17 protein-coding genes are annotated in these 22249 nt (G+C 59.0%); 9 read left to right on the top strand and 8 right to left on the bottom strand.

Annotation, left to right across the window (positions count from 1 at the left end; all coding sequences use genetic code 11):
* Positions 1–253: 253 nt before the first annotated feature.
* Positions 254–1891: a flippase gene (locus BLW62_RS02405; RefSeq protein ID WP_090504659.1), complete on the top strand. Its 1638-nt coding sequence runs from the start codon at positions 254–256 to the stop codon at positions 1889–1891.
* Positions 1892–2031: 140 nt separating this feature from the next.
* Here the strand turns inward: BLW62_RS02405 and BLW62_RS02400 are convergent, their stop codons facing one another.
* Complete coding sequence (locus tag BLW62_RS02400) at positions 2032–3087, bottom strand: glycosyltransferase family 2 protein (RefSeq protein WP_090506382.1); 1056 nt, start codon at positions 3085–3087, stop codon at positions 2032–2034.
* Between the two features lie 303 nt (positions 3088–3390).
* Here BLW62_RS02400 and BLW62_RS02395 point away from each other — a divergent pair, with 303 nt between their 5' ends.
* From BLW62_RS02395 to BLW62_RS02385, 3 genes are all read left to right on the top strand, one after another.
* Positions 3391–4392: a glycosyltransferase family 2 protein gene (locus BLW62_RS02395; RefSeq protein WP_090504656.1), complete on the top strand. Its 1002-nt coding sequence runs from the start codon at positions 3391–3393 to the stop codon at positions 4390–4392.
* A 149-nt stretch (positions 4393–4541) separates the two neighbouring features.
* Entirely contained in the window at positions 4542–5687 is a 1146-nt protein-coding gene (locus tag BLW62_RS02390; RefSeq protein WP_090504653.1) for a sugar-transfer associated ATP-grasp domain-containing protein, read from the top strand.
* 149 nt (positions 5688–5836) lie between these two features.
* A complete protein-coding gene (locus BLW62_RS02385) occupies positions 5837–7357 on the top strand; it encodes a PKD domain-containing protein (protein WP_090504650.1) in 1521 nt (506 codons plus the stop codon).
* A 27-nt stretch (positions 7358–7384) separates the two neighbouring features.
* Here the strand turns inward: BLW62_RS02385 and BLW62_RS02380 are convergent, their stop codons facing one another.
* Positions 7385–8710, bottom strand: coding sequence for a polysaccharide deacetylase family protein (locus BLW62_RS02380; protein ID WP_090504647.1), 1326 nt, complete (start codon positions 8708–8710; stop codon positions 7385–7387).
* Positions 8711–8963: 253 nt separating this feature from the next.
* Between BLW62_RS02380 and BLW62_RS02375 the strand changes: the two genes are divergently transcribed.
* Entirely contained in the window at positions 8964–10646 is a 1683-nt protein-coding gene (locus tag BLW62_RS02375; RefSeq protein ID WP_090504644.1) for an asparagine synthetase B family protein, read from the top strand.
* 153 nt (positions 10647–10799) lie between these two features.
* The gene (locus tag BLW62_RS02370) at positions 10800–11327 is read left to right on the top strand and encodes a hypothetical protein (protein WP_090504641.1); all 528 of its coding nucleotides are present in this window, start codon (positions 10800–10802) and stop codon (positions 11325–11327) included.
* 34 nt (positions 11328–11361) lie between these two features.
* Here BLW62_RS02370 and BLW62_RS02365 read toward each other — a convergent pair whose 3' ends face one another.
* A complete protein-coding gene (locus tag BLW62_RS02365; protein ID WP_090504638.1) occupies positions 11362–11949 on the bottom strand; it encodes a DUF7344 domain-containing protein in 588 nt (195 codons plus the stop codon).
* A 387-nt stretch (positions 11950–12336) separates the two neighbouring features.
* On the opposite strand from BLW62_RS02365, the gene BLW62_RS02360 reads away from it, so the two are divergent.
* Positions 12337–13341, top strand: a complete 1005-nt coding sequence (locus BLW62_RS02360; protein ID WP_090504635.1) for a DUF1616 domain-containing protein — start codon at positions 12337–12339, stop codon at positions 13339–13341.
* Positions 13342–13920 carry a metal-dependent hydrolase gene (locus BLW62_RS02355; protein WP_090504632.1) on the top strand — a complete coding sequence of 193 codons (579 nt, stop codon included), beginning with the start codon at positions 13342–13344 and terminating at the stop codon, positions 13918–13920.
* 35 nt (positions 13921–13955) lie between these two features.
* On the opposite strand, the gene BLW62_RS02350 is transcribed toward BLW62_RS02355, so the two are convergent.
* The 5 genes from BLW62_RS02350 to BLW62_RS02330 form a co-directional block, all read right to left on the bottom strand.
* Positions 13956–15038, bottom strand: a complete 1083-nt coding sequence (locus BLW62_RS02350) for a sensor histidine kinase (RefSeq protein ID WP_090504629.1) — start codon at positions 15036–15038, stop codon at positions 13956–13958.
* 88 nt (positions 15039–15126) lie between these two features.
* Positions 15127–17106, bottom strand: coding sequence for a DUF2206 domain-containing protein (locus tag BLW62_RS02345; protein ID WP_090504627.1), 1980 nt, complete (start codon positions 17104–17106; stop codon positions 15127–15129).
* Positions 17096–18058, bottom strand: coding sequence for a glycosyltransferase (locus BLW62_RS02340; RefSeq protein ID WP_090504624.1), 963 nt, complete (start codon positions 18056–18058; stop codon positions 17096–17098). The genes BLW62_RS02345 and BLW62_RS02340 overlap by 11 nt, the downstream gene beginning before the upstream one ends.
* Positions 18055–19125 carry a DUF354 domain-containing protein gene (locus tag BLW62_RS02335; RefSeq protein ID WP_090504621.1) on the bottom strand — a complete coding sequence of 357 codons (1071 nt, stop codon included), beginning with the start codon at positions 19123–19125 and terminating at the stop codon, positions 18055–18057. Before BLW62_RS02335 ends, BLW62_RS02340 begins: the two co-directional genes overlap by 4 nt.
* Positions 19126–19131: 6 nt before the next feature.
* On the bottom strand, positions 19132–20532 hold the full coding sequence (locus tag BLW62_RS02330; protein WP_090504618.1) for a nucleotide sugar dehydrogenase: 1401 nt from the start codon (positions 20530–20532) through the stop codon (positions 19132–19134).
* A gap of 599 nt (positions 20533–21131) precedes the next feature.
* Here BLW62_RS02330 and BLW62_RS19145 point away from each other — a divergent pair.
* Positions 21132–21539, top strand: coding sequence for a helix-turn-helix transcriptional regulator (locus tag BLW62_RS19145; protein ID WP_342706745.1), 408 nt, complete (start codon positions 21132–21134; stop codon positions 21537–21539).
* Positions 21540–22249: the final 710 nt, after the last annotated feature.

The following is a 22249-nucleotide window of genomic DNA, read 5'->3' as shown; positions in this document are numbered from 1 at the left end:
AGCCTATACTTATCCGTCAGCTAAGCACATCCCGAACGAGCATCGAGTTCGACCAACCCGACATTCCAGTGACGGCGGGCGTTTGACCGACGCTTCCCCGAAGCGTTCTACCCACTCTCCTCGCACGCACGTTTAATACGGGTATAATAAGGCACCAGTAGCGTCATCATTCGATATCATGCGTGTGGGATGTTGGTATCGTGGTGTGGGTGCATGTGGCATACGGGACTCGTCGACGACGGGTGAGTAAGACGTGAACAGAAGTATCGCGAGTGGAGTCTTTTCCGTCGTCAGTTCGAAAGTCGTCGTACTCATCCTGACGGCGGTTTCGACGCCGCTTTTGTATCGCTATCTCGGTGCAGCAGGATTCGGGGACTACGCGTTTTTGATGTCCGTCTTCGCCATCTACATGATCTTCGTCAGTTCGGGGATCACGGACGGCGTCAGAAAATTCCTCGCAGAAGACCGACGGGAGGCGAACTGGAGCGAACACGTCGTCGGCTTTTACTTCCGACTCGCCGTCATCCTCGCCGTCCTCGGTGCTGGCGTGATGATGTGGGCCGCCTCGAGCGGCGTCGTCGACGCTGCGTTCGGCAGTGACCTCGCGCCGTACTTCTACGTGCTCGCCGTTCTCGTGGTGACGGCACAGTTTCGCGATTACGCCAGAAAGACGCTGATGGGATTCGGACTCGAGCGATACTCGGAACCGCTGAAGATCCTCGATAAGGTCGGGTTCGTCTTCGTCGCGATTCCACTCGTCGCGCTCGGGTTCGGCGTCACGGGGGCACTCGCGGGCCACCTCGTCGCCAGCGTGCTCGTCGCCGTCGGCGGGTTAGTGATCGTCAATCGTCGCGTCTCGCTGTCGTGCGTGGCCAGTTTGCCGTCCCGGGAGTTCCCGCGAAAACAGATGCTCACGTTCAACACGATGAGCATCGCGCTCGTGTTCTTGTTGATGTCGCTCTACCACATCGACATCGTCATGCTCCAGCAGTTTACCTCGAGCGACGACGTCGGAAACTACCGGGCGGCACTGACGCTCGCCGAATTCCTCTGGTTCGTTCCGCTCGCGATTCAGACCGTATTCGTCCACTCGACGTCGGAGCTTTGGTCGCAGAATCGTCGCCAGAAGATTTCGGAACTGGCCGCTCGAACGACTCGGTACACGTTTTTGCTGACGGCTGTGATGGCCGTCGGTCTCGCTGCACTGGCAGACGTCGCCGTCCCGATTTACTTCGGCGACGAGGCGATTCCGGCTATCGCCCCGCTACTATTGTTGTTGCCGGGATCGCTCGGATTCGCACTCGCGCGCCCGGTTCTCGCGATTTCTCAGGGGAATGGGACCCTTCGATACCCCGTCGCGGCAACCGGTGGTGCGGCCCTGATCAACGTCGTCCTCAACGTCGCCCTCATTCCGACGTACGGGATGGTCGGTGCGGCGGTCGCGACCAGTATCGGCTACGGAACGATGTTCGCGTTCCACTGTTGGAGCGCCCGCGTCGTCGGATTCGATCCGCTCGAGGACGCACGTCTCGTTCGGGCGACCATCACGACCGTCCTCGCTGGGATCCCTATCGTCGCGCTCGCGACGACCATCTCGAACCCGTGGCTCGCGCTCGCCGTCGTTCCGCCCCTCGGGTTCGTACTCTTCGTTGCCTTCGCACTCCTCGTCGGCGCGCTCGATCTCAGCGAGCCGTTCGAAATTCTCGCGCACGCGCCGGGAACCGTGGGCGCGACGGCCGAGTCGATTCAGGAGCGAATCGAAGCGAGGATTGGAACCCGGCCACCGAGTGAGGGACTCCAGTGGCTGTTATTCCTCACCGGGCTCTCGTTGCTTCTCTCCGGAGTCATTTTGGGACTGCTCGGTGCCGAGTTGGAGTTCATGTCGTCCTGACGAACCCCCGACTCGACGACTATCCCGATGGTGACGTGTGTGATTTTGAACCGAGTGGAAGGCTGCTTGAGTTCCCGTTCGTTCCAAGAATTTCCGTGTACGCCTCGTAAAGTACGCCTCGTTTCTACACCACGCGTTGCTCACTGCACCTGCATCTCGAGGCGCTCGCTCTCTGCCATGTCGAACACCATCGCGAACAGCAAGAACGCGATACCGGAGATCACCAATAGCAAACTCGTCGTCGCGCCCAAGAGCGTCGGAACGACACTCGAGAGCAGCGAGATGAGCAGCGCGCCGATCGCGAGGGCCCCGCTCGCGGCCAATCCACCGCCGACGAGGTAGAACAGCGCAAGCGGATGGAAGTCGACGGTGAGGTACTTCGTCTTGAGCCGCCAGAGGAAGTTCTGGAGCAACATGGTCGAGACCTTCGGGATGTACTGTGAGTACTGGATACTCGACTCCTCGTCGCCGTAGAGGGCCGGCATCGCGACGTCGGCGACGCGCATCTCCTGCACGTTGAGTTTGACGAGAATGTCGTTGCAGTAACCGTAGTACTCGTAGAGGTTCTCGAGGTCGATTGCGTCCAGTGCGTCGTGTGAGATGGCCGTATACCCGTTTTGGGGGTCCATCGTCTTCCAGTAGCCCGAGGAAATCTTCGTCAGAAACGTCAACATCGAGTTTCCGATGAACCGAAATCGAGGCATGGTCGCGCGATACTCACGCGAGAGGAGACGATTCCCTTTCGCGTAGTCGGCCTTGCCATCGACGATCGGGTCGAGCAACTGCGGGAGTTGCGAGAGATCCATCTGGCCGTCCGCGTCGACGGTCGTCGTCACGTCGACGCCGTCCTCTCGCGCCGCGAGGTAACCCGTCTTGATCGCGCCGCCAGCCCCGCGGTTTTCGGTGTGGCGGATTGGGACGACGCGGCCGATGGTCTCGTGGACCGAGGCGCGATTGAGGACCGACGTCCCGCCGTCGGCGACGAGAGCTGCCCGTTCACCCGACTGAGGCGTCCCGTTCGCGGTGGCATCGTCTCGAGCAGCGTCGAGGATCTCTTCCCACGTGCTGTCAGTCGATTGATCGTCGATAACGTACATTCGGTCGACGTACTCGGGCATCTCCCGGATGACATCGCCGACGAATCCCGCCTCGTTGTACGCCGGGAGCACGACGCCCACGCTCGCTCCGCGATACATTAGGCCATCTCCCCCAGTCGCTTCCCGTCGCAGGGTCGCCGTCGCCGTCGCTGCACGAACGGATCGTCGGCGCATTCGCTCGATCGCCAGCGTACTCGTCGGTCTCGATTCGTCATTGTGGGCGTCGACGACCGATTTAGCCTTTCTTATACACGTCTTAGGTTGGTCGCTGTCTCGAGTACGACCCGAATCTGTCGACGCGTATTGGTCTCCCTCGACGACGACGCTAATTGCTCGAAACCGCCGTCTCGAGCAGTTTACCGACCAGATAATAATGCAATCCGTTGACCTAGCGTCGCGTATATGACCCGTGTCAGCGTCATTATTCCAACGTACAACAGAGCGGGGTCGCTCTCGCGTGCGATCGATAGCGCACTCGCACAAACGGTCGACGATCTCGAGGTGGTCGTCGTCGACGACGGTTCGACCGACGAAACGGCGACCGTGCTCTCGGCGTACGACGACAGGCGCGTCCGACCGATCGTCCACGCGACGAACCAGGGGGCGAACGTGGCTCGAAACACCGGCCTCGCACACGCCCGCGGCGAGTACGTCGCCTTCCTCGACTCCGACGACGTGTGGGACCCGACGAAACTCGAGCGACAACTCGCCGTTCTCGAGGGACGCTCCGAAGCGTGGGTCGGCGCGTACTGCGACTCGACGCTCGAACTGTCCGGGACGAGTGGGCTGCTCCGCACGACGGCTGCAACGGTGCTCGCGAGCGGTGACGAACAGCCGACGATGGAAGGCGGCGACGAACTGATCGGTGAAATTCTCGCCGACAACGTCCAGCCGGGTGCCGGCTCGACGTTGCTCGTTCGGACCAACGTCGCCCGGGCCGTCGGCGGCTTCGACGAAGAACTCGATCGGTTCCAGGACCCCGAGTTCTGTCTCCGAGTGCTCGAGGCGGGGAACCTCGCCTACGTCGACGAGGAACTCGTGGTGCGCGAAGATACCGGTCAGCCGTCGGCCGATCTGATCAGGGGTGCAAACGAGGCCTATCGGGAGCGATACGCCGACACGATCGATCGCTTCGAAGCGGAAGGATACGACATTCACTCGAGTCACGAACTCATTCTCGCGAAAGCGTACGCCAGCGAGGGACGAATCCTTCGAGCGGCGTGGCACTTGCGAAATGCGGGTGTCGCTCCGCGACAGTATCCTGGTCTTGGCTGGGCCGTTGCAACGGGAGTCCGCCGTCGACCGGCACCAGTTGCAGTGATCATAACGGTACTGACACTGCTCAGCGCGATCGTCGTTGGGTACGGCGTACACACGGTCTCAGGCCGCCTCGAGGACGAGTAACTTCGGATCGTTCGTTTCGAGTACTGTGTTGTGGACCCTAATGGGTTCCTCGTTCGTTCTGCGTGTCGAACGATTCCGGTGACCGATACTGGTCGTGCAACGGCCTTGTCGGATCGATAACTAACATCGGTTCGCTGTGTTATTCGGACGTGAACGTCCGCAAACTCTATCACACGGCTCGGGGGGTACAGGACCTCGTGACGACCGAACGCGAAGCGTCGGTTTCACCCTCGATTCAGCGACGACTCTGGCTCTGGCGTCGGGGCTTTCTGAGCCGATCGGACGCCGTTTTCGGTCTGACGAAAAAGAACCACGACTCGTACTTGACTGATTATCAGCGATTCGTCAAAACCAAACGTATCAACGGCACGTGGTCCGTCGCGCTCTCGAACAAACTCCTCTTCCACCAGCTCATGGGCCCATTCGACGAGCATCGGATGGACGTTTACGGCATGATCCGTGATGGGTCGTTCCACTCGATCGACTCGATCGACGCTCGCCACGAGTTGACTGACGGCGGAGCCGTCGTCTCGAGTGATGGTCCGTCGATCGACGACCAGAGCGGACTGACCTCACCCGAACCGAATGACGCGGCACAGCGAGTCGTCGACCGACTCGAGTCCGAATCACAACTCGTCTTGAAGTGGGTCCACGGCGGTGGTGGAAACAACGTGTTGTTGTGCAAACGCTGTGAAGACGGGTATACGGTCAACGGTGACCGCTACAGCGAGTCGGCGTTTCGGTCGCTGGTCGCCGACCTCGAGGAGTACCTCGTCTGTGAGCACGTCGAACAGGGCACGTTCTCGGCGGGATTCTATCCGGTAACGCCGAACACCCTTCGAATTATCACGATGTACGACGAGGAGGCCGGGGAGCCCTTCATCGCCGCAGCCATCCACCGAATCGGAACCGAGACGTCCGAACCGCTGGACAACTTTACACAGGGTGGCCTCTCCGCAGAAATCGACCTCGAGACGGGCGAACTCGGTCCCGGCGTGAAACTCAGCGACGGAAACAGACTCGAGTGGCACTCCGATCACCCCGAGACCGAGACAACGATCGACGGGACACAGGTTCCCGGCTGGGAGGACATTCGAACGCGGTTGCTCGAGATTGCAGATGCGTGCTCGTTCGTTCCTTACGCCGGGTGGGACGTGATCGTGACTGGTGACGGTGGCGAGTTCAAAATCATCGAAGCCAACAGCTATCCGGGGATGAAATCGATTCAGGTCCACGGGCCGTTGCTGACGGACGACCGCGTGCGGCGCTTCTACGAGCGACACAACGTGTGCTGAGCGCGTTCGAAGCGTGTTAGCTGTTGAACCATTTCGTCGCTGAAACGGCTATTCGAGTCGTCTCGATAACCATTTCGGAACTGAAAGTTGTCAAGGTTTGAGTTATTGGAACGATAGTTAACATAATCCTATCTGAAGGGATCACCCGGATGCAACGGAATTCACTCACACGACGAACAGCACTGTCTCTCACGGCAGGGTCAGTACTGGCGAGTATCGGTGCCGTGACGGCGAGCACGACCGACGGTGGCGTCTCTCGAGAGTCGTTCAACATTCGCGAGGGAACGGACGAAGAGACGACGGTGTACGTGACGACGGCAGACGCCGACGGACCGACAGCCGTCATCCTCGGTGGCGTTCACGGCAACGAGGTCGCAGGGTTCACCGCAGCGGAAGATATCGCCGACTGGTCGATCGATGCCGGAACGCTCGTCACGATTCCCGAAGCGAGTGCCGTCGCAGTCGAACGAGGAACCAGAACGGACGACGAAGGAAACGACCTCAACCGCCAGTTCCCAGAAGGATCCGAACCACAGACAGAACTGGCACAAGCACTCTGGGATGTCGTCACCGACTACGACGCCGACGCGGTCATCGACCTGCACGAATCGACCGGTATCTACGCCGGTGACCCGGTCGACGGCGTCGGCCAGGCTATCTTCCACTCGAGCGACGAGGAGGCGACTGCCGCCGCGAGTAACGCGATCGAAACCGTCAACGAAGACTCCGTCGACGATCCGGACAAATCGTTCCAATCCGGCGGGTTCACCGGACCGAACTCTGATCCGCGGGGCCTGCTCGTTCACAAAGCGTCTCGAGAACTCGATGCGCAGAGCTATCTCGTCGAGACGGTTTCGACCGACGTCGACCTCGACACTCGAGTCGACTGGCAGTATCAGCTCGTCGCGTACCTACTCGAGGACGAACTGTTCGTCAATACTGAGTTCCAAACTGACGACATCCCGGCTATTTTCGAAGAAGATCCATCCGAAACGCCAGGAGAAGACCCAGAAGAGGAACCCGAAGACGACGCTGAGGACGAGGAACCGGACGAATCTGAAGAGGAACCTGACGACTCCGAGGACGAGGAACCGGACGAATCTGAAGAGGAACCTGACGACTCCGAGGACGAGGAACCAGACGAATCTGAAGAGGAACCTGACGACTCCGAGGACGAGGAACCAGACGAATCTGAAGAGGAACCTGACGAACCCGCAGACGACGAGGACGATGATGCAGACGACGAGGATGCGGATGACGAGGACGACGAAGCTGAAGACGAAGACGATGAGGATGAAGAAGACGTAGACGAGGATGCGGAAGACGACGAAGCTGAAGACGACGAAGACGAGGACGAAGTTGAAGACGAAGACGACGAAGACGAAACTGCGGAGCCACTAACTGCAGAGATAGAGACGAACCCCTCCGACGCCGACGACCGAACGTTCGACTGCGGTGAGACGGTCGAGTTCGACGCGTCGCCATCCTCGACACCGAACGAGGAAATCGTCTCCTACGAGTGGGACCTCGGTGGTGACGGCTGTATCGACGAAACCGAAGAGTGCATCGACATCACTATCGGTTCAAACGGAGATCACACGGTCGTCTTACACGTCACTGACGATGCTGGTGAAGAGTCGACCGACGAAATATCACTGACGACGAACTAATCGCTCGAGTCGTCGAACGAAGCGGATTTATTCGTGATGCTGGGCCGTTCGTAGTTCCCAAAGGTCATCGAAGGTGATGACCTCGACATCGGCCTCATCGATGTGCTCGAGGAGTTCTTCGTAGTCGTCTTCTGACATCGTGTTGTCTTCGTCGAACGCGTGGAAGTTCAAGATCGTACACTGATTGTGTGCCGCTGCGAGGTCGACACACTGTGTTGCGATGTCGAGGTCGTGGCCGATCGTTCGCGGTAACACCAGCGGATCGAAGCCGTAGACGCTGGTCGTGTTGACATTACCGGACTGATTGAATCCGCCACAGTAGTGGTAGTCCGAGATGTACTCGAGGCTCGTCTTGTCGAAGCTGTTGTGTGGGTAGACGATGTAGTTCGCACCCTCGAACTCGTTGTTGATGAACCACTGTTTGTCGCTCTCGAGACGACTCTGAATGTCCTCCTCGTCTTCGTACTCGTGGATCGGGTTGTGTGTGCCGTGGAGAACGATCTGATCGCCTTCGTCCTGGCGCTCGAGGAGTTCCTCCGTCGTCATAATGCCGTCACGTCCCTGTTGGGTCCACTGTGGCACTGGTGCCTGAATCGTCGGGAAGTCGTACTCGTCGTGGAGCGGCGAGGCTGTCTCGTAGTAATCGGTAAAGCCGTCGTCCCAGACCAACATCACGTATCCGCCATCCGGACGCTCGTGTGCTCGAAGGTCGTCGACCCAGACCTCCGCTTCGTCCATGGAGTGAAGGACCTGAATCTCGATTCGGTCGAGTGAGTCCATCGCCGGGTCGTAGTCACTCTGTTCGAATACGCCGGGGCTCGCTCGGAACCAACCAACGTCGGGTTCTCTGTAGCTCACTTCCCGCAGCGAGTGGACACGGTCGCTGCCGAATTGGTCGACGAGGCGAAGGTTGATTGTAATGTTCTGGGGTGTCGTGGTACGCACTGCGATGGAGATGTCCATGTCGGTCAGGTCCTCCCCCGAGATATCGCGTTCGACGACGATGTTGTCGCTCCCATCCGACTCCAGATGCAAGCTGTGGTCACCGTCGTACACTTCGTCTTCGTCCGCTTCACCGGATCCCTCGACGACGTCCCACTCGTCGATGTCACTGAAGTCGTCCAACGACGATCCCGGCTGACTGTACTCTTCTCGGCTATTGTATTCGGTTTCGAGTGATGGAACACCATCCGCGAGCGCTGATGCACTCGAGCCGGTCTCGGATCCCTCCTCGTCGTCGTCGGAGTCACCCAACACGGAATCGATGCGGTCACTGCAGCCTGCCAGGCCTGCGATCGCCGCTGTGCTCGACAGTGCAATGGCACGTCGCCGTGTCATCCGGTTATCTGTCATGGTCGAGTCGAATCTATCGACAGCTAGCCCATTATTATAGATCCGATAGTGGGGTACCGGTAATCCGTTCAGAACCGTCTGTTCGGTCGTCTAACCGTTTAACAATGGAATAGTTAACGCCACCACACTCCGATAGGCGAACCAACGTCAGCGTACGTTCGTGACGATCGGGTCGACTGGTGTCTCTCACCCGTCTGATCGGTCGACTCGCGTTCGTCACACCCGTACGCTACTTAGATAGTGGACTTCGACGATGAACAGGGAACTCTTCGGCGTATTCGGTGATATCGACACGTTCAATCGATTTCGGTCCAACGACGCGTTCGACGAGGTGGTCACCGGCCCATCGCTCACGGTCGGCGTTCGAGACCCAGATCTCGGCGAACCCGGATGGAGCGCGCTGTGTGCCACCGACGATGGATTCTGTCTTATCTGGGGTGAAATCTTCGTCCCCGACGACGACACGAACGCGGCACGGTGGCTCCTCGAGCGGTATCCGGAACACGGGCGTGACGCGTTGTCACAGCTCAACGGCTCGTACGTCGCCGTTCTCGACTCCGCAAGCGCCAACGAGGCGTTCGTCGCAACGGACCCCGTCCGTTCACGTGCGTGTTTCTACACCGACGAAGGTGGGACACGACGTTTCGGAACCGACGCGTCGCAGATCGCTCAATCTGTCGACAACCCGACGCTCGATCGCAACGGGATCCTCGAGTTTCTCCACCTCGGCGTGACCCTCGGGGAGAAATCCGCACTCGAAGAGATACAGCGGCTGCCGATCGACAGTTGTCTGCGCTCGAAAACGGTCGAGGACCTCGAGCGATTCGTCTACGACCCTCGTGAGTTCGACTACGTGGACGAACTCGCACAACGCCTCGAGCGGGCACTTCGTCGGCGCAGAGTGCTTCCCGGCAAGAAAGGTATCCTTCTCTCAGCGGGGTACGATTCGCGGGTTATCCTCTCTCGAATTCCGGATATCGAGCGAAGTTATACCGTCGGTGCACCTGCAGCACAGGAAGTTCAGGGGGCAAAACGGCTCTCAGAACAGTACGACGTCACGCATACCGCATTCGAACCGGACGAGCGATACCTGCGCGCCGACGAATCGAAAATCCGCTATGGGCAAGGCATCAAAGAATCGTTGCATATCCACCACGCGGGATACACAGACGAGTTCGACGTCGATACGGTGTATCACGGATTGCTCTGTGACACGTTCTTCCGCGGGCACTTCAATGCGGAACAGTCGGTCGACGTCCTGGGAAAGCGTGTCCCAACTGGTCGCGTCGAGACCGATCCGGAGCCCGCGGAAGTCCTCCTTCGAAAGTTTGGGTACACTCGCGACGCGAGCCTGGATTTGACCGATCGGATGGACTTCAACGTCGATCCGCGCTCGTTCGTCAGAGAAACGCTCAACGACCAACTCGAGGAGAAAGAGACGCGTGCAAAGACGGTTCAAAACCGGCTCAATTGTGTTGGAATCGCCAACCAGCCTTCCGTTCCGTTTCACGATCACCTTTCGGATCACTTCCTGACGTCGTTTCTGGCGATCGATCGAGAGCTAATCGAGTGGCACCTCCAGACGCCACCTGCGTACCGAACGACAGAGACGTTCCTCGCGGCGTGTACACAACTCGACGACGACATTCTCGAACATCGTCCACCGGATCGACCGCACGATACGATGTTGCTCAACGAAATCGAACGGTTCGTACGGCGGAAGACGCCGTTTTTGGCATCGTTCCAACCACCGTGGCCCGACAGACAAACGTTGTTCGAGCGCCACGATTACGATCAACGTCTCCTTGCTGACGTCGAACACGTTCACGACCTGCCAGCCAGGCACAAACTGCGACTCATCGACCTCCGGACGTGGCTTGGCTACTGGCGCAATTCGGGCGATCAGTCACTTCCGTGGCTCGAGAACTCGAACTAGACAATCTACGTTACTTTCACGATTCCTTACTTGTATTCACGCACGTTCTCAGTGGAGAGAATAGCCCTTGAAACGGCACTAATGACGGCGTAGATCGTTTGCGGGGCATAAACTGAGACAATACTTATATACTGCGCAATGATAGCGCGAAGTATGCGTCTGACGCCGTCTTGGGTCCGTTCTTCGTCGGAAGATGCCGCTGGGGACGGCTCCACCGATTCCGACGATAACGGGGGCGTGACGATTTATCACACCCCATTAGACGAAGGAATGGAGGCCGGTTCACGAGCAGACGAACAGGCCTCGACGTACATTCCAGACTCTGATATCGCACTCGTAACCGAAATCGATGAACTGAACACGCCCGTCACAGTCGACGAGGTAGCCGACCAACTCGTCGGATCGGAACGTCCGCCGGTCGAAACCTGGGCGAGCATTCACGAGCAGTTACACGAGGTGCGACTACCAGCGCTCGCTGACTCTGGTGCCCTCGTGTTCGATAAGAGCCAGGGGCTCGTCGAGCGACCGGCACACACGGAACCCGGGGCCAATAGCGGCGTCGCCGTTGCCGCATCCGGCTCACGAGTCGCAGTGATGAACTCGTCGACGACACTGTTCGTGTTGTTGTCGCTCTTGCTGGTCGGAACGATGCTGTTCGTCGCGTTTACTTTCATCGTCTAAGTTTCGATAGAACTGGTGCGGCTATCGACGCGAATTACTCGAGAAGTCGACTGACGGTCAAGACTGTAAAGAGCAACAAGATTACAGCGCTCAGTGCAATTCCCGAGAGGAACGACGTGAACGGTAATTCGATAACGGCACCGATTAGAAGCACGTAACAGAGGACTGTCGCGCCGATGTAATAGTCGTCCCAGTTTTCAGTTGTCTCTGGTCGTGCTGGCGAGTCGTGTTCGGGGTCGATCTGGAGATATTGGTCTACCTGGTCGGCGAAGGGCTTTCGTTCGACGATACCGCGGTTTTTCTGGTAGTCGATGATACCTGCTTCATCGAGCTTCGAGAGGTGTGATTGATATAGCGGGATGTAGACGCGCTGGCGTTGTGTCGATGTGAGTTCGCTAACGGTCGTATCGTGTTCCCATGCTGCGACTTGCTCTGCAATGTCGCGCATGCGTACGGGGCCACTAGTGCCACGGAGGTGTCTGAGAACCAACCGACGGCGTTCATTTTGCAGGAGATGGAATATTTCGTCTTTCGAGAAGTCAGGCGTTTCAGATGACGTTGTCTCTTCGTCATCCGTCTCGTGCTCACCCTGTTCTTCTTCGTTGATATATGTCGATTTCATCGCACCAGTTACCCCGTAAACAGAAGGGAGTAATAAAGCATTGAAACTGTACATCCACAGCAGTGACGATTTCGTTGAATTCATTTCGTTCAGCGGATCCTTTTAGTCATTTTATACAGCCAAAACGAGTGTTTGAGGCCCCAGTGGGGGGAAATACAGTTCGTGCGAAACAGTTAATTTCTCGTGAATGTACAACGAATTTGAAAACGATCATCTGTGATTTGTGACTGTTGTGTATCGTGGAAGCGTTTACAACCGCCGAAAGGGACTTATGTGGATTCTGTATCCGATATTTGATACATTGGCGTAAGACGGTCGGCTGACGTCCCCCTCGATACGGGCTTACCGTGCCGATAATAAACCCTCGAGTCTGCGTTGAGTCGTATAATGAGTGACAGCCACTGGTGGTATTCTGACTTGGCAGCCGTCGTTGCGATCACTGGCATTAGCACGTTTGCCGTATTCTACGGTGTCGGGACCATCGCACGAACGCTACTCTTGATGCCGCTTATCCTCTTTATTCCCGGGTATGCGCTCGTCTCCGTGATGTTTCCAGATAACCCGACCGACGAGTACCAGTCCTTCGATGACGAAAAGAGTCGGTTTGGAACACCACTCGTCGTCACCGGCGGCATCGAGTCAGTCGAGCGGTTCGTCCTGTCGGTCGTCTTTAGTGTTGCGCTGGTTCCGTCGATTGCCATTCTAGCCTCTGCAACCCCTGGGGGTCTTACCCTCGAAACAGTACTCTCCGGGATTGCGTTGCTCACTATCGTCCTGTCGTTGCTCGCTATCGTCGCTCGCTACCGCTGTCCGGCAGAGAGACGGTTCGTACCGTCGCTTTCGTCCGGGATATTCTATCGAACACAGTCACGCGATCAACCCGGATTTCAAAGCCGCTCGCGACCGAACCCACACCTGTTCAACGTCGCGATCGTCGTCGGACTCGTCTTGTTACTCGCGACCGGTGGCTTCGCAATCGCGAACCCGCCACAACACGACGGGTTCACCGAGTTTTCGATCGAAACCGAGAACGTGACTGGTGAAACCGAGACGATGTACGAATCGAGTTATGCCGCGGGTGAGAGCGAAACGCTCACGACCACGATCACGAACGAGGAGCACGAAGAACACACCTATACGACCGTCGCCTTACTTGAGGACGTGAGCGACGACGACGACGGCGAGGCGAGCGTGGAGGAAGCGGAGGAACTCAATCGCGAATCGACGACCGTCGCCGACGGCGAAACCGTCGAACAGGACCTCGAAATCGCGCCGTCGATGCAGGGAGAAGACCTTCGAATCACGCTGTTGCTCTACACCGAGGAGCCACCATCCGACCCAACGACCGAGAACGCAGACGAAGCGATTCATCTGCCGATCGAGGTCGAATAGATGTGGCCGTGGGAACACCTCGCCGCCGCGTACGTGCTCTACTCGATTGTTTCTCGAATCGTCCTCAGACGACCGCCGAAGGCCTGGGACACGCTCGCCGTCGTCATCGGCTCTCAGTTGCCAGATCTCATCGATAAGCCCCTCGCCTGGTCACTCGGCATCACTGAGACGGGGTATTCGATCGGTCACTCGATATTTTTTGCGACAGCCGTCTGTTTCGTCGTCTTCCTTGTCGCCTCGAGATACGGCGAGCGAGTACTCGCTGGGGCGTTCACGCTCGCGTACGTCTCCCACCTCGCGACCGACGTGTACGATCCACTGCGACCGAACCCTACTGTCGAACCACGGGTCGTACTCTGGCCGCTCGAGTCGCCGCCGGCTGACGACCACGGAGGGTTACTCGATCACTTCGGCGTGTACTTCCTCCAGTACGTCGACGAAATTCTCGCCGGTGGATTGACGCCGCCAGTCGTCATGCAACTGTTTCTGGGCGGGGCCGTCGTCGCACTCTGGATCGTCGACGGGGCACCGATCGCGGCCGACGCCTGGCGGTGGCTCCGAACTCAGCGTCAAACGTGAGGCGTACCCCTGCGTAGTTTGTGGTACGCGTCCACTCATTGGTCTGTGGCTGGTAACGTACACGAAACCGTGATGCCGTTGGACGGTTCGGTATCGATCCAAATCTCACCGCCGTGTTCCTCGATGATCCGCCGGCACAGTGCGAGGCCGATCCCCGTTCCCTCGTGTTCTTCGTAACTGTGGAGGCGCTCGAAGACGTCGAAGACTCGATCGGCGTCCGACGGGTCCATTCCAACTCCCTCATCACTGACGGAGACGATCCACTCATCACCCGCTCGTTCGGCCGAAATCGTTACTCGCGGCGAATCCCCACCGCTGTATTCGAGTGCATTGTCCACTAGGTTCTGGAAGACCTGCCGAAGTTGGCTCGCGTTGCCTTCGACGACTGGGAGCGAGTCAGTGGTGATTTCGGCCTCGGTCTCCTCGATTCGTCGCTCGAGATCCGCACGGACGTCGTCGAGGACGGACTCGAGATCGACCTGCTGAACGAGATTGTTTTGCGTGTGAACTCGAGAGTACGTGAGAAGTCCCTCGATCATCGCCTCCATCCGTGTGGCTCCCCCGACAGCAAATTCGATGAACTCGTCGGCTTCCGCATCGAGTTCCCCTGCGTAGCGCTGTTCGAGGAGTTCGAGGTAACTCGTGACCATTCGAAGCGGCTCCTGAAGGTCGTGGGAGACGGCGTAGGCGAATTGCTCGAGGCGTTCGTTGGACGCCTCCAGTTGGTGTCGGAACTCGTAGCGCTCGGTGATGTCGAAGTGTGCGACGGCGACGTAGCGCTCGCCCTCTTCGGTAAACGAGACGGCTCGCATCAAAAACCACCGTCGCTCGTCGGGAGAGTGACACGGGTACTCGAGTTCGAATTCCTCGCGGTCGCCCGAAAGCGTCTCGGATAACCCGGTTGCTGCCGTCTGAGCGTGTTCCGTCTCCCCCTGTGCGGTGATCGCGAGATAATTTGTGCCGACCGTATCGGGGTGCATCTCGAGGTCGTTTTCCGTCGCGAACTCGGACCAGGCGCGATTCGTCTGGAGAATGGTTCCGTCGTCGTCGAGGATAGCGATGGTAATCGGGAGTGTGTCGATCGCTGAGACGACGAGTGAGTCCTCCCGTGGGTGCATACGCCTCACAATTGGTCGAGCGAGAAAACGCTGCTCCCGACGAGTGTCGGTCTCGAGATCAAACACCGCCGTCCGCTTGACTTCGTTCCTACGAGTTCGGACCGGGCGTGCACATCGTTACGTCGCCGTTCGTGTACACCGTTCCCTGATTCGGTCCACAGAGTTGGCCTTCGGAGATTTGTTTGACGCGTCGGTCTTCGTTCTCGTCTTCGAAGTGTGTCGCCGCATCTGATTGAGCCGATCGGTAGACGGTGTAGTCGTGCTCGGCAGCGCCGTCGTCGGGCACCATTGCGGTCTGTGTCCCGGTCTCAGCATAAGCTCCGGTCCGATAGATCACCGTCTGATACGGATGATCCGTGTACAGCCGCTGGTCTTCACGAATCTCACTGCCGTTAGGCGCGCCCGTCAACTCGCCGATACTGTCGACTGCGGCGAGTTCGGCTTCGTTGTAGGCCAGTTGTTCGTGATTCTCGTCGAACACTGGTTGGTCGACGTTACTCTCGGCTGCAAAGATCATCGCGCCGGGGTAGACGAGGACGAACACGAGGAGGACGGAGACGACGACTCGTCTATCGAGGCTCCCGACGAGCATCCGAAGGCCGATCGCTGCGAGAATCGCCATTGGTGCAAAGAGGAACGCGAACCATCGCGTCGGGATGAAGTTTCGAATGCCGAACATCGGCAAGAGCAGGACGAACACCAGCATGATCGCCGACGCGAGCAAGAGCGTGAACACCGACTGTTCGGCTCTGCGCCGGTGGACGACGTACAGACACCCGACGAACGTGGCCCCGAGCAAGAAGAGGAAGCCGAGCGTATCGATGTAGGGAAGAACCTGATCGAGCAACGTCGTCGCCGCTTCTGCCGCCTCGGCGTCGTCGTCGCCGGTGTCGCTCGCGATGTTGAGAAAACCGGCACTTTCCTCGAGCGTCTCGGTGAAGAATCCGAGCACCGTCGCGAGGAACGACTGCTCGCGATAGGGCGTCAGCGACCACATGAAGATCGTGAGCCCGAAGTTGAAGACGACGAGCCCGATCAGGTTGACCGGCTTCTTCGTCCGGAAGACGCTCGTGTCGACTCGAGTCAGACCGAGCGGATCGATCTCGAAGACGAGCTGGGCGAGGAATGCAGACAACAAGAGCACGAGCATGATGAACGTCGACACCTGATGGGTCAGGATGACGGCGACGCTAAACAGGACTAAGAGTGCGAAGTCTCGAAGTGTGTACTCGATTCGCATCACCCTGACGAGGGCGTACAACATGCCGAGGAAGAAGACGAGGCCGAGACTCGTCGGGATCAGGTGCAGTCCCCACTGGGTGACGTGACTCGCGAAGGCAAAGAGCGCCGTCGCGAAGATTGCCCACCGCGTCGTCGTCAGCAGGTTCGTCGTCGCGTAGACGAGTAACACCGACAGTGGCATCACGACGCCGACGGAGAGGTAGATCGCGCTCCGAAGCGGGAGGTCGAACAGGATCGAGGACGAGGCAGCCAACAGGTGGTAGAACGGCGACGCGTAGTGTTTGTCGTGGTCGATACCACTGACGGATTGGGCCTCGAGAATGTCCTGGGTCAACTCGGCGTGCGTCCAGATGTCGATTCCGATGTATCCCGGCGTTGCGTAAAGCGCGGTAAATCGGAAGACGAACGCGAAAGCCAAGATCTGAAACAGCATGAGTCCGGGGTGAAGGTCGCGCTCGTGGACGAAGAGTATCTGACCGAGGACGAGCGTCCCGACGACGCTCGCCAGGCCGAAAAACACCGTCGTTCGCTGGCCCTGAATCACCGTCAGTCCCACGAGTGCCGAGAGACCGATCAGGACGAAACTCGGCAGCGCCATCGCCACACCCGAAGGCAACGTCGGTAGTTCCGACTCCGACTCTCCCTGATAGAGCGCGACGAGATAGAGGAGACACGCCGTCCCCAGAACGATCGGGACGGTGTTGAGATAGATCTGCGAGGCGAAAAACCGCAGTGGAAGCATAATCAACGCGAGGGCGAGTCCGACGATTGCGGCGACGGTATCGATCCGCAGCGGACGGAGTTCGGATAAGGTGTTAAACGCCATGGGTGACCCCCGCCTGCGTTCCCGACGGCTCGTCGCGATCGAGTACGCGTCGGTACACCCCCAGTAGATTCTCGCCGAGTGACTCGAGTCCTAATCCGTCGACGACCGCTCGGCCGTTAGAGCGAGCGCGGGTCGTCGCGACGGACTCGAGGCCGTCCCGGAGTCGGTCGTCGTCGTCGCTGACGACGCAGTGACTGACGTCCGCGACGGTCTCCCGGACGAAGCCGACGTCGGTCGAGATGACTGGCAACCGACACGCCGCGGCCTCTTTGACGACCATCGGGCCGCTCTCGCGTCTCGAGGTTACCAACAGCGCGTCGCTCGCGTTCATGTAATATGGCATCATATCGTGGTCAACACCGGTGACTGTCCGCAACTCGAGGTCGGCCTCGACGGCGTCGACCAGCCGACGGGCCCGCTCGAAGTCCTTGACGTCTCGAGTCCGGTCGTATGGAAAGAGTGCAATCGGGTCCTCGCTCTCCCAACCGATCCGCTCGCGTGCGTCCTCCTGTGGAATCGGTTGGAAGGTGGCTGTATCCACCCCGAAGGGAATCAGTTCGTGCTCGGTCTCGAGTTCGCGGGACATCGGTTCGCTCGGAACGATCGTCGCGGCCGAGCGGCGAGCGCCGACGCGGCTGATCGAGCGAAGCCACCGCTTGTCGCTCATAAGGTCAGACCCCCACAGTGTCATCACGACGGGGCGGGTCGGCTGAGCGAGTGCGAACGGGGCGACGAGCCCGTAGTTCGCGTGCACGAGGTCAAAATCCTCTGATCTGATCGCATCGATAATAGCCGGATAGTAGCGGACGTAATCCGCCGGCGACCGGCCCGAGTCGCCGCTGTGTGCCCCTGGAACGGCACAGACGGTACAGTCGACGCCGCGGCGTTCGAGTGCCGATACCTGCTGGTCGAAAAACGGCCGCGGGGAGGTAACCAATTGAAGGACCTTCATCGGTAGTGTGAGTCGGCTGTTAGGGGTCGTTCGATCGGTCGATGGCGCGCGTGGCGCTCGAGTCGGTCGACGACGAACGAGGTCACGTCGATTCTGTCGTCGAGCATGCGGGTCCGTCGTCGGTCCCACGTCTCCTCATCGCGCTCGAGGATCGAATCGATCGACTCAAGTGTCCGTTCCTGTCGATTCTCGTCGGTACACTCGAAGAGCAACCCGTACTCGGACTCGAGTTCGGCCGTATAGCCGAGCGAGAGCGGGTTCGCGTAGACGGCCGGCGTGCCGAGGACGGCCGCTTCGGTCGCCGTCGTCGCGCCCTCGCTCACCACGAGGTTCGCGTGCGCGAGGAGGTCGTGGAGTCGATCCGGCGGCGTCGAGAACTGCGCCGACTCGAGGTCTGCCGGTGGACGTCCCTCCGCAGTGAGGAGCACTTCTAACCCGGCGTCCTCGAGACGGTCGACGACCGCTCGCGGATCCGAAAGTCCGCCGTGGCCGACGTCGTGGGACGCCTCCCAACTGCTGAGGCGGACGACGGCGAACTCGTCGTCGCCGTCGAGGCCGACAGACTCGAGGACGGACGGGTCGGGGTCGAATCGGTCGGGGTGGAGGTACGCGAGTTCGTGATAGCCCGGGTAGCGCACCTGCTTCGCGCCGAGGTCGTCGCGGTAACACGACGGCGTACAGATCACGTCCGCGAACGGGTACGCGAGTTTCGTGATCAGCGTCGCGTGTTCCGTATCGTAGAAGACGACGCTCTTCGTGCGCAAGACCGACGCGACGTGGGCGGCGGCGACGCCACCGATGGCCGTGATCACATCGGGATCGACGCGTCGCGCTCGAGCGAGGAGTCGACTTTCGTACGTCGCCTGGACCGCAGCGAGCGAGAGCAGCGAATCGGACTCCCCGGCTAACACCTCGTGGTCGATGTCGTACGCCTCGAGGAGCGCAATCGCCACGTCGCTTTCGCGCGCGAAGACGTGCACATCGTGTCCCCGCGCTTCCAGTTCCGCGATCGGGTGTCGGAAGAAGTGGACGTGACCAGGGTGTTGAATCGTTATCACGACTCGCATTATCGGTTACAACCTCCGATAAACGAATCCTGCTGCGTGTGCTTCGTCTTCGTCGAACGTCCCCGTCACGTCGATAAGTGCGGGGTTCTCCCCCAGTTCGGCGGCCATCTGCTCGAGCTCGAGCGATTCGAACTCGGCGTGTGGGGTCGCGAAGATGACGGCGTCGATTCCGTCGAACGAGAGGTCGTCCTGGACGTGCAGGTCGAACACCTCGCTGACCGCTTCGTGATCGGCGTGTGGGTCGTAGCCCTCGATATCCACGTCGTACTCGCGGAGATTCTCGACGACGTCGGCGACTTTCGAGCTGCGAATGTCACCGACGTCCGGTTTGTATGAAAGGCCGAGTACCAGCACGCGACTGTCGCGGAGGGTCTTGTGACACTGATTGAGCGCTTTGATCGTCAGGTCGGCGACGTGGTTCGACACCGACTCGTTTACTTTCCGCCCCGTGCGCATGAGGGCAGGGTCGAACCCTTCCTGGGCCGAGCGATACGCGAGGAAGTACGGGTCGACCGGGATACAGTGACCACCCACCAATCCGGGCTTGTAATCGTGGAAGTTCCACTTGGTTCCCGCCGCGTCGAGGACTGCCTGTGAGTCGACGTCCATGCGCTCGAGTGCCATCGAGAGTTCGTTGACGAACGCGATGTTGAGGTCCCGCTGGGTGTTCTCGACGACCTTGGAGGCCTCGGCGACTTCGATCGACGCGGCTCGGTGCACGCCGGCGTCGACGACCGATTCGTACAGCGTCGCGACGTCATTTAGAATCGTCTCGTTTTGACCGCTGACGACCTTTACGACGTCCGCGAGCCCGTGTTTGGAGTCACCTGGCGTCGCCCGTTCCGGCGAGTAGCCGACGAAGAATTCCTCGCCAGCGGTGAGGTCGGAGGCTGACTCGAGTTCCGGGACGAGCACGTCGCGCGTGGTTCCCGGATAGACGGTCGACTCGAGGATGACGGTCGTCCCGACCGTGAGTTTCGAGCCGACGGTCGCTGCCGCGCTCTCGACGTACTGTAAGTCGGGTCGGTCGCCGTCGTCGATCGGCGTCGGGACGGCGATGATAACGTAATCCGCCTCGGCGATCTCGGTGTCGTCAGTCGTGTACGTAATGTCGTCGTCCGCAACTGCCTCGGAAGAGAGATCGCCGGTCGTGTCGACACCGTTTTGGAGCTTTTCGACCGTCGATTCGTCGACGTCGTAGCCGATGACGCGATAGTTCGACTGTGCGAAGCCAACGGCGAGTGGCAAGCCAACGTATCCGAGGCCGACGACACAGATCGTCGCCTCTCGGACGTCACGCTCGTCGACGTGCTCGAGTGGCGTGTTCCCGTCGCTCGAGGAGAGGGAAAATCGATCGTGGTCTCGTTCGTCCGCTCGCGTTTCGGTGTCGCTGAGTGTCGTAGTCATGGGTGAGAGAGGTCATTGTACCGCCACACGCGCTCGTGTAGGGTACTGTCGTGGTCCGGAAACGATACGTCCGGAGTGATACCGTTCACGTGCCTCACTCGGGTTGAGCCGCCGTGGGCCGTTTACTATAGCCAAAATAAACAGTTGTGTCAGGTTCATCTACCAGGAGACGGGCGTGTTCGTCGAAATTGTTGCCGTTCGATGACTTTTCGATAATTGCGAGTACAGCGGCTTATACCGATGTTAAACGGACCTATACGAATCCATAATGAAGGGGCTCGGTCCATGAGTTGCTCATACGGTCGGCCCCGAGAACGACCATCGGAAATCGGCCATGCACCGACCGTACAACTACCGTGAAAACCATGGTTCAACCTTCCCAGATCGGAGTTACGCCGGCGATCGATGCGCTCTACAGCAGTGTATCGGCAGGCACGATTCCGACGTCGATTCGTCGATTCGATAGTCAGTCGGACATCTCGACAGTGACGAGTGTTGGCGAACACGTCAGTGAGCCACTCACCTCGGTCGCGTTACTCCGTGGCTCGTCACTCTGGGAAGTGGGAATGATCGTGGTTTTGTTTGTGTTGATAAGTGGTTTGGTTGGCATACGCCTGCGCGAAATCATTTCGAGACGCGACGTCGATCTCGCGTCGAATTCGCTACTGGCGGAGTCAACCACCGACTCAAAAGCTAGCGCACGCTCACCCACCGACGACCAACAACCCTACGAACAGTACCTCTCGCCGGAAACACCGGTCGAGCTCTTGAGCGACAAGGGTGAAGTGGTTCGCCTGCTCGTCGCGAACCACGGTCGTATTCGACAACATCAGATCGCAGAAGAAACCGGCTGGTCGAAATCGAAGGTCAGTCGTATCTGCTCACAGATGCACACTGACGGCACGATCGAGAAGACATCAGTCGGCCGAGAGAACGTCATTACCCTGGCCGATCAATCGCCAGACTCGGAGTCACACACCAGCGATCCGACGAGTCCGCTTCAGTAACATCCGTCGCTCATCGACATCGACACTCGATCCAATTTTCCACTCGCGTCACTTCGCCGTATACAGTACGTCCCGCTCGGATCGCCTCATCGCACACGGCCCTTCCTCGAGTGAGGAGTTTCCGTCTCATCTTCCCCCGAGCACACTCGAGTCAGCCACGAACGACGAGACTGCGGTTCGTTCTCGCGGGGTCTTACCCAGCGTCGAAAGCCGAGGGGGTGTCCTCTCGAACACTCTCGACGACGATCATCGCCCTCGAAGAACGGTGTTGACTTCGTGGAAGCCGTCGATCCGGAAGAAGTCTCAGCAGACGTTTCCATTGATCGAACGAATTCGCGCTGAGTGACAGTTTCTACCCATCTCGATGATACTGGCCTATCGAATAGCTCACCCCTCCCTCCCGCAGTTGGGCCTCAGCCCCGTTTTGTCAGCCAGTCGCTCCCATCGTTTCCCTCTCCGATCTGCGTCCCCCTCACCCATCTCCGTTCCCCTCACCGATCTTCGAGCACCCCTCGAGTCGGGGCTGTGCTCTAGCCATTTATACTGACCACATGATTTCGTTACGCGCACGTATCGGACGCGAGTGCTCGAGTATACCCGACGACGAAGCTATTGTGAATGGCGGTAACAGGTCAATTTCCTCGAATTACAGGCATTCACAGAAGGTCGCTGGCTGGCACTACATTCGGGAGTGACTGTCACAATCGAGT

The organism is Natronorubrum sediminis (assembly GCF_900108095.1).
In the GTDB taxonomy this organism is placed as follows: Archaea; Halobacteriota; Halobacteria; order Halobacteriales; family Natrialbaceae; genus Natronorubrum; species Natronorubrum sediminis.
The sequence above is the reverse complement of the archived record's forward strand: the minus strand, read 5'-3'. Positions and strand labels throughout refer to the sequence as shown.

Bases quoted from the DNA above. Each gene is read 5' to 3' on its own strand.
- BLW62_RS02375 (WP_090504644.1), top strand. From the start codon at position 8,964: ATGAACAGGGAACTCTTCGGCGTATTCGGTGATATCGACACGTTCAAT.
- BLW62_RS02345 (WP_090504627.1), bottom strand. From the start codon at position 17,106: ATGGCGTTTAACACCTTATCCGAACTCCGTCCGCTGCGGATCGATACC.
- BLW62_RS02400 (WP_090506382.1), bottom strand. From the start codon at position 3,087: ATGTATCGCGGAGCGAGCGTGGGCGTCGTGCTCCCGGCGTACAACGAG.
- BLW62_RS02385 (WP_090504650.1), top strand. From the start codon at position 5,837: ATGCAACGGAATTCACTCACACGACGAACAGCACTGTCTCTCACGGCA.
- BLW62_RS02335 (WP_090504621.1), bottom strand. From the start codon at position 19,125: ATGCGAGTCGTGATAACGATTCAACACCCTGGTCACGTCCACTTCTTC.
- BLW62_RS02380 (WP_090504647.1), bottom strand. From the start codon at position 8,710: ATGACAGATAACCGGATGACACGGCGACGTGCCATTGCACTGTCGAGC.
- BLW62_RS02340 (WP_090504624.1), bottom strand. From the start codon at position 18,058: ATGAAGGTCCTTCAATTGGTTACCTCCCCGCGGCCGTTTTTCGACCAG.
- BLW62_RS02330 (WP_090504618.1), bottom strand. From the start codon at position 20,532: ATGACTACGACACTCAGCGACACCGAAACGCGAGCGGACGAACGAGAC.
- BLW62_RS02350 (WP_090504629.1), bottom strand. From the start codon at position 15,038: ATGCACCCACGGGAGGACTCACTCGTCGTCTCAGCGATCGACACACTC.
- BLW62_RS02370 (WP_090504641.1), top strand. From the start codon at position 10,800: ATGCGTCTGACGCCGTCTTGGGTCCGTTCTTCGTCGGAAGATGCCGCT.
- BLW62_RS02365 (WP_090504638.1), bottom strand. From the start codon at position 11,949: ATGAAATCGACATATATCAACGAAGAAGAACAGGGTGAGCACGAGACG.
- BLW62_RS02395 (WP_090504656.1), top strand. From the start codon at position 3,391: ATGACCCGTGTCAGCGTCATTATTCCAACGTACAACAGAGCGGGGTCG.
- BLW62_RS02355 (WP_090504632.1), top strand. From the start codon at position 13,342: ATGTGGCCGTGGGAACACCTCGCCGCCGCGTACGTGCTCTACTCGATT.
- BLW62_RS02360 (WP_090504635.1), top strand. From the start codon at position 12,337: ATGAGTGACAGCCACTGGTGGTATTCTGACTTGGCAGCCGTCGTTGCG.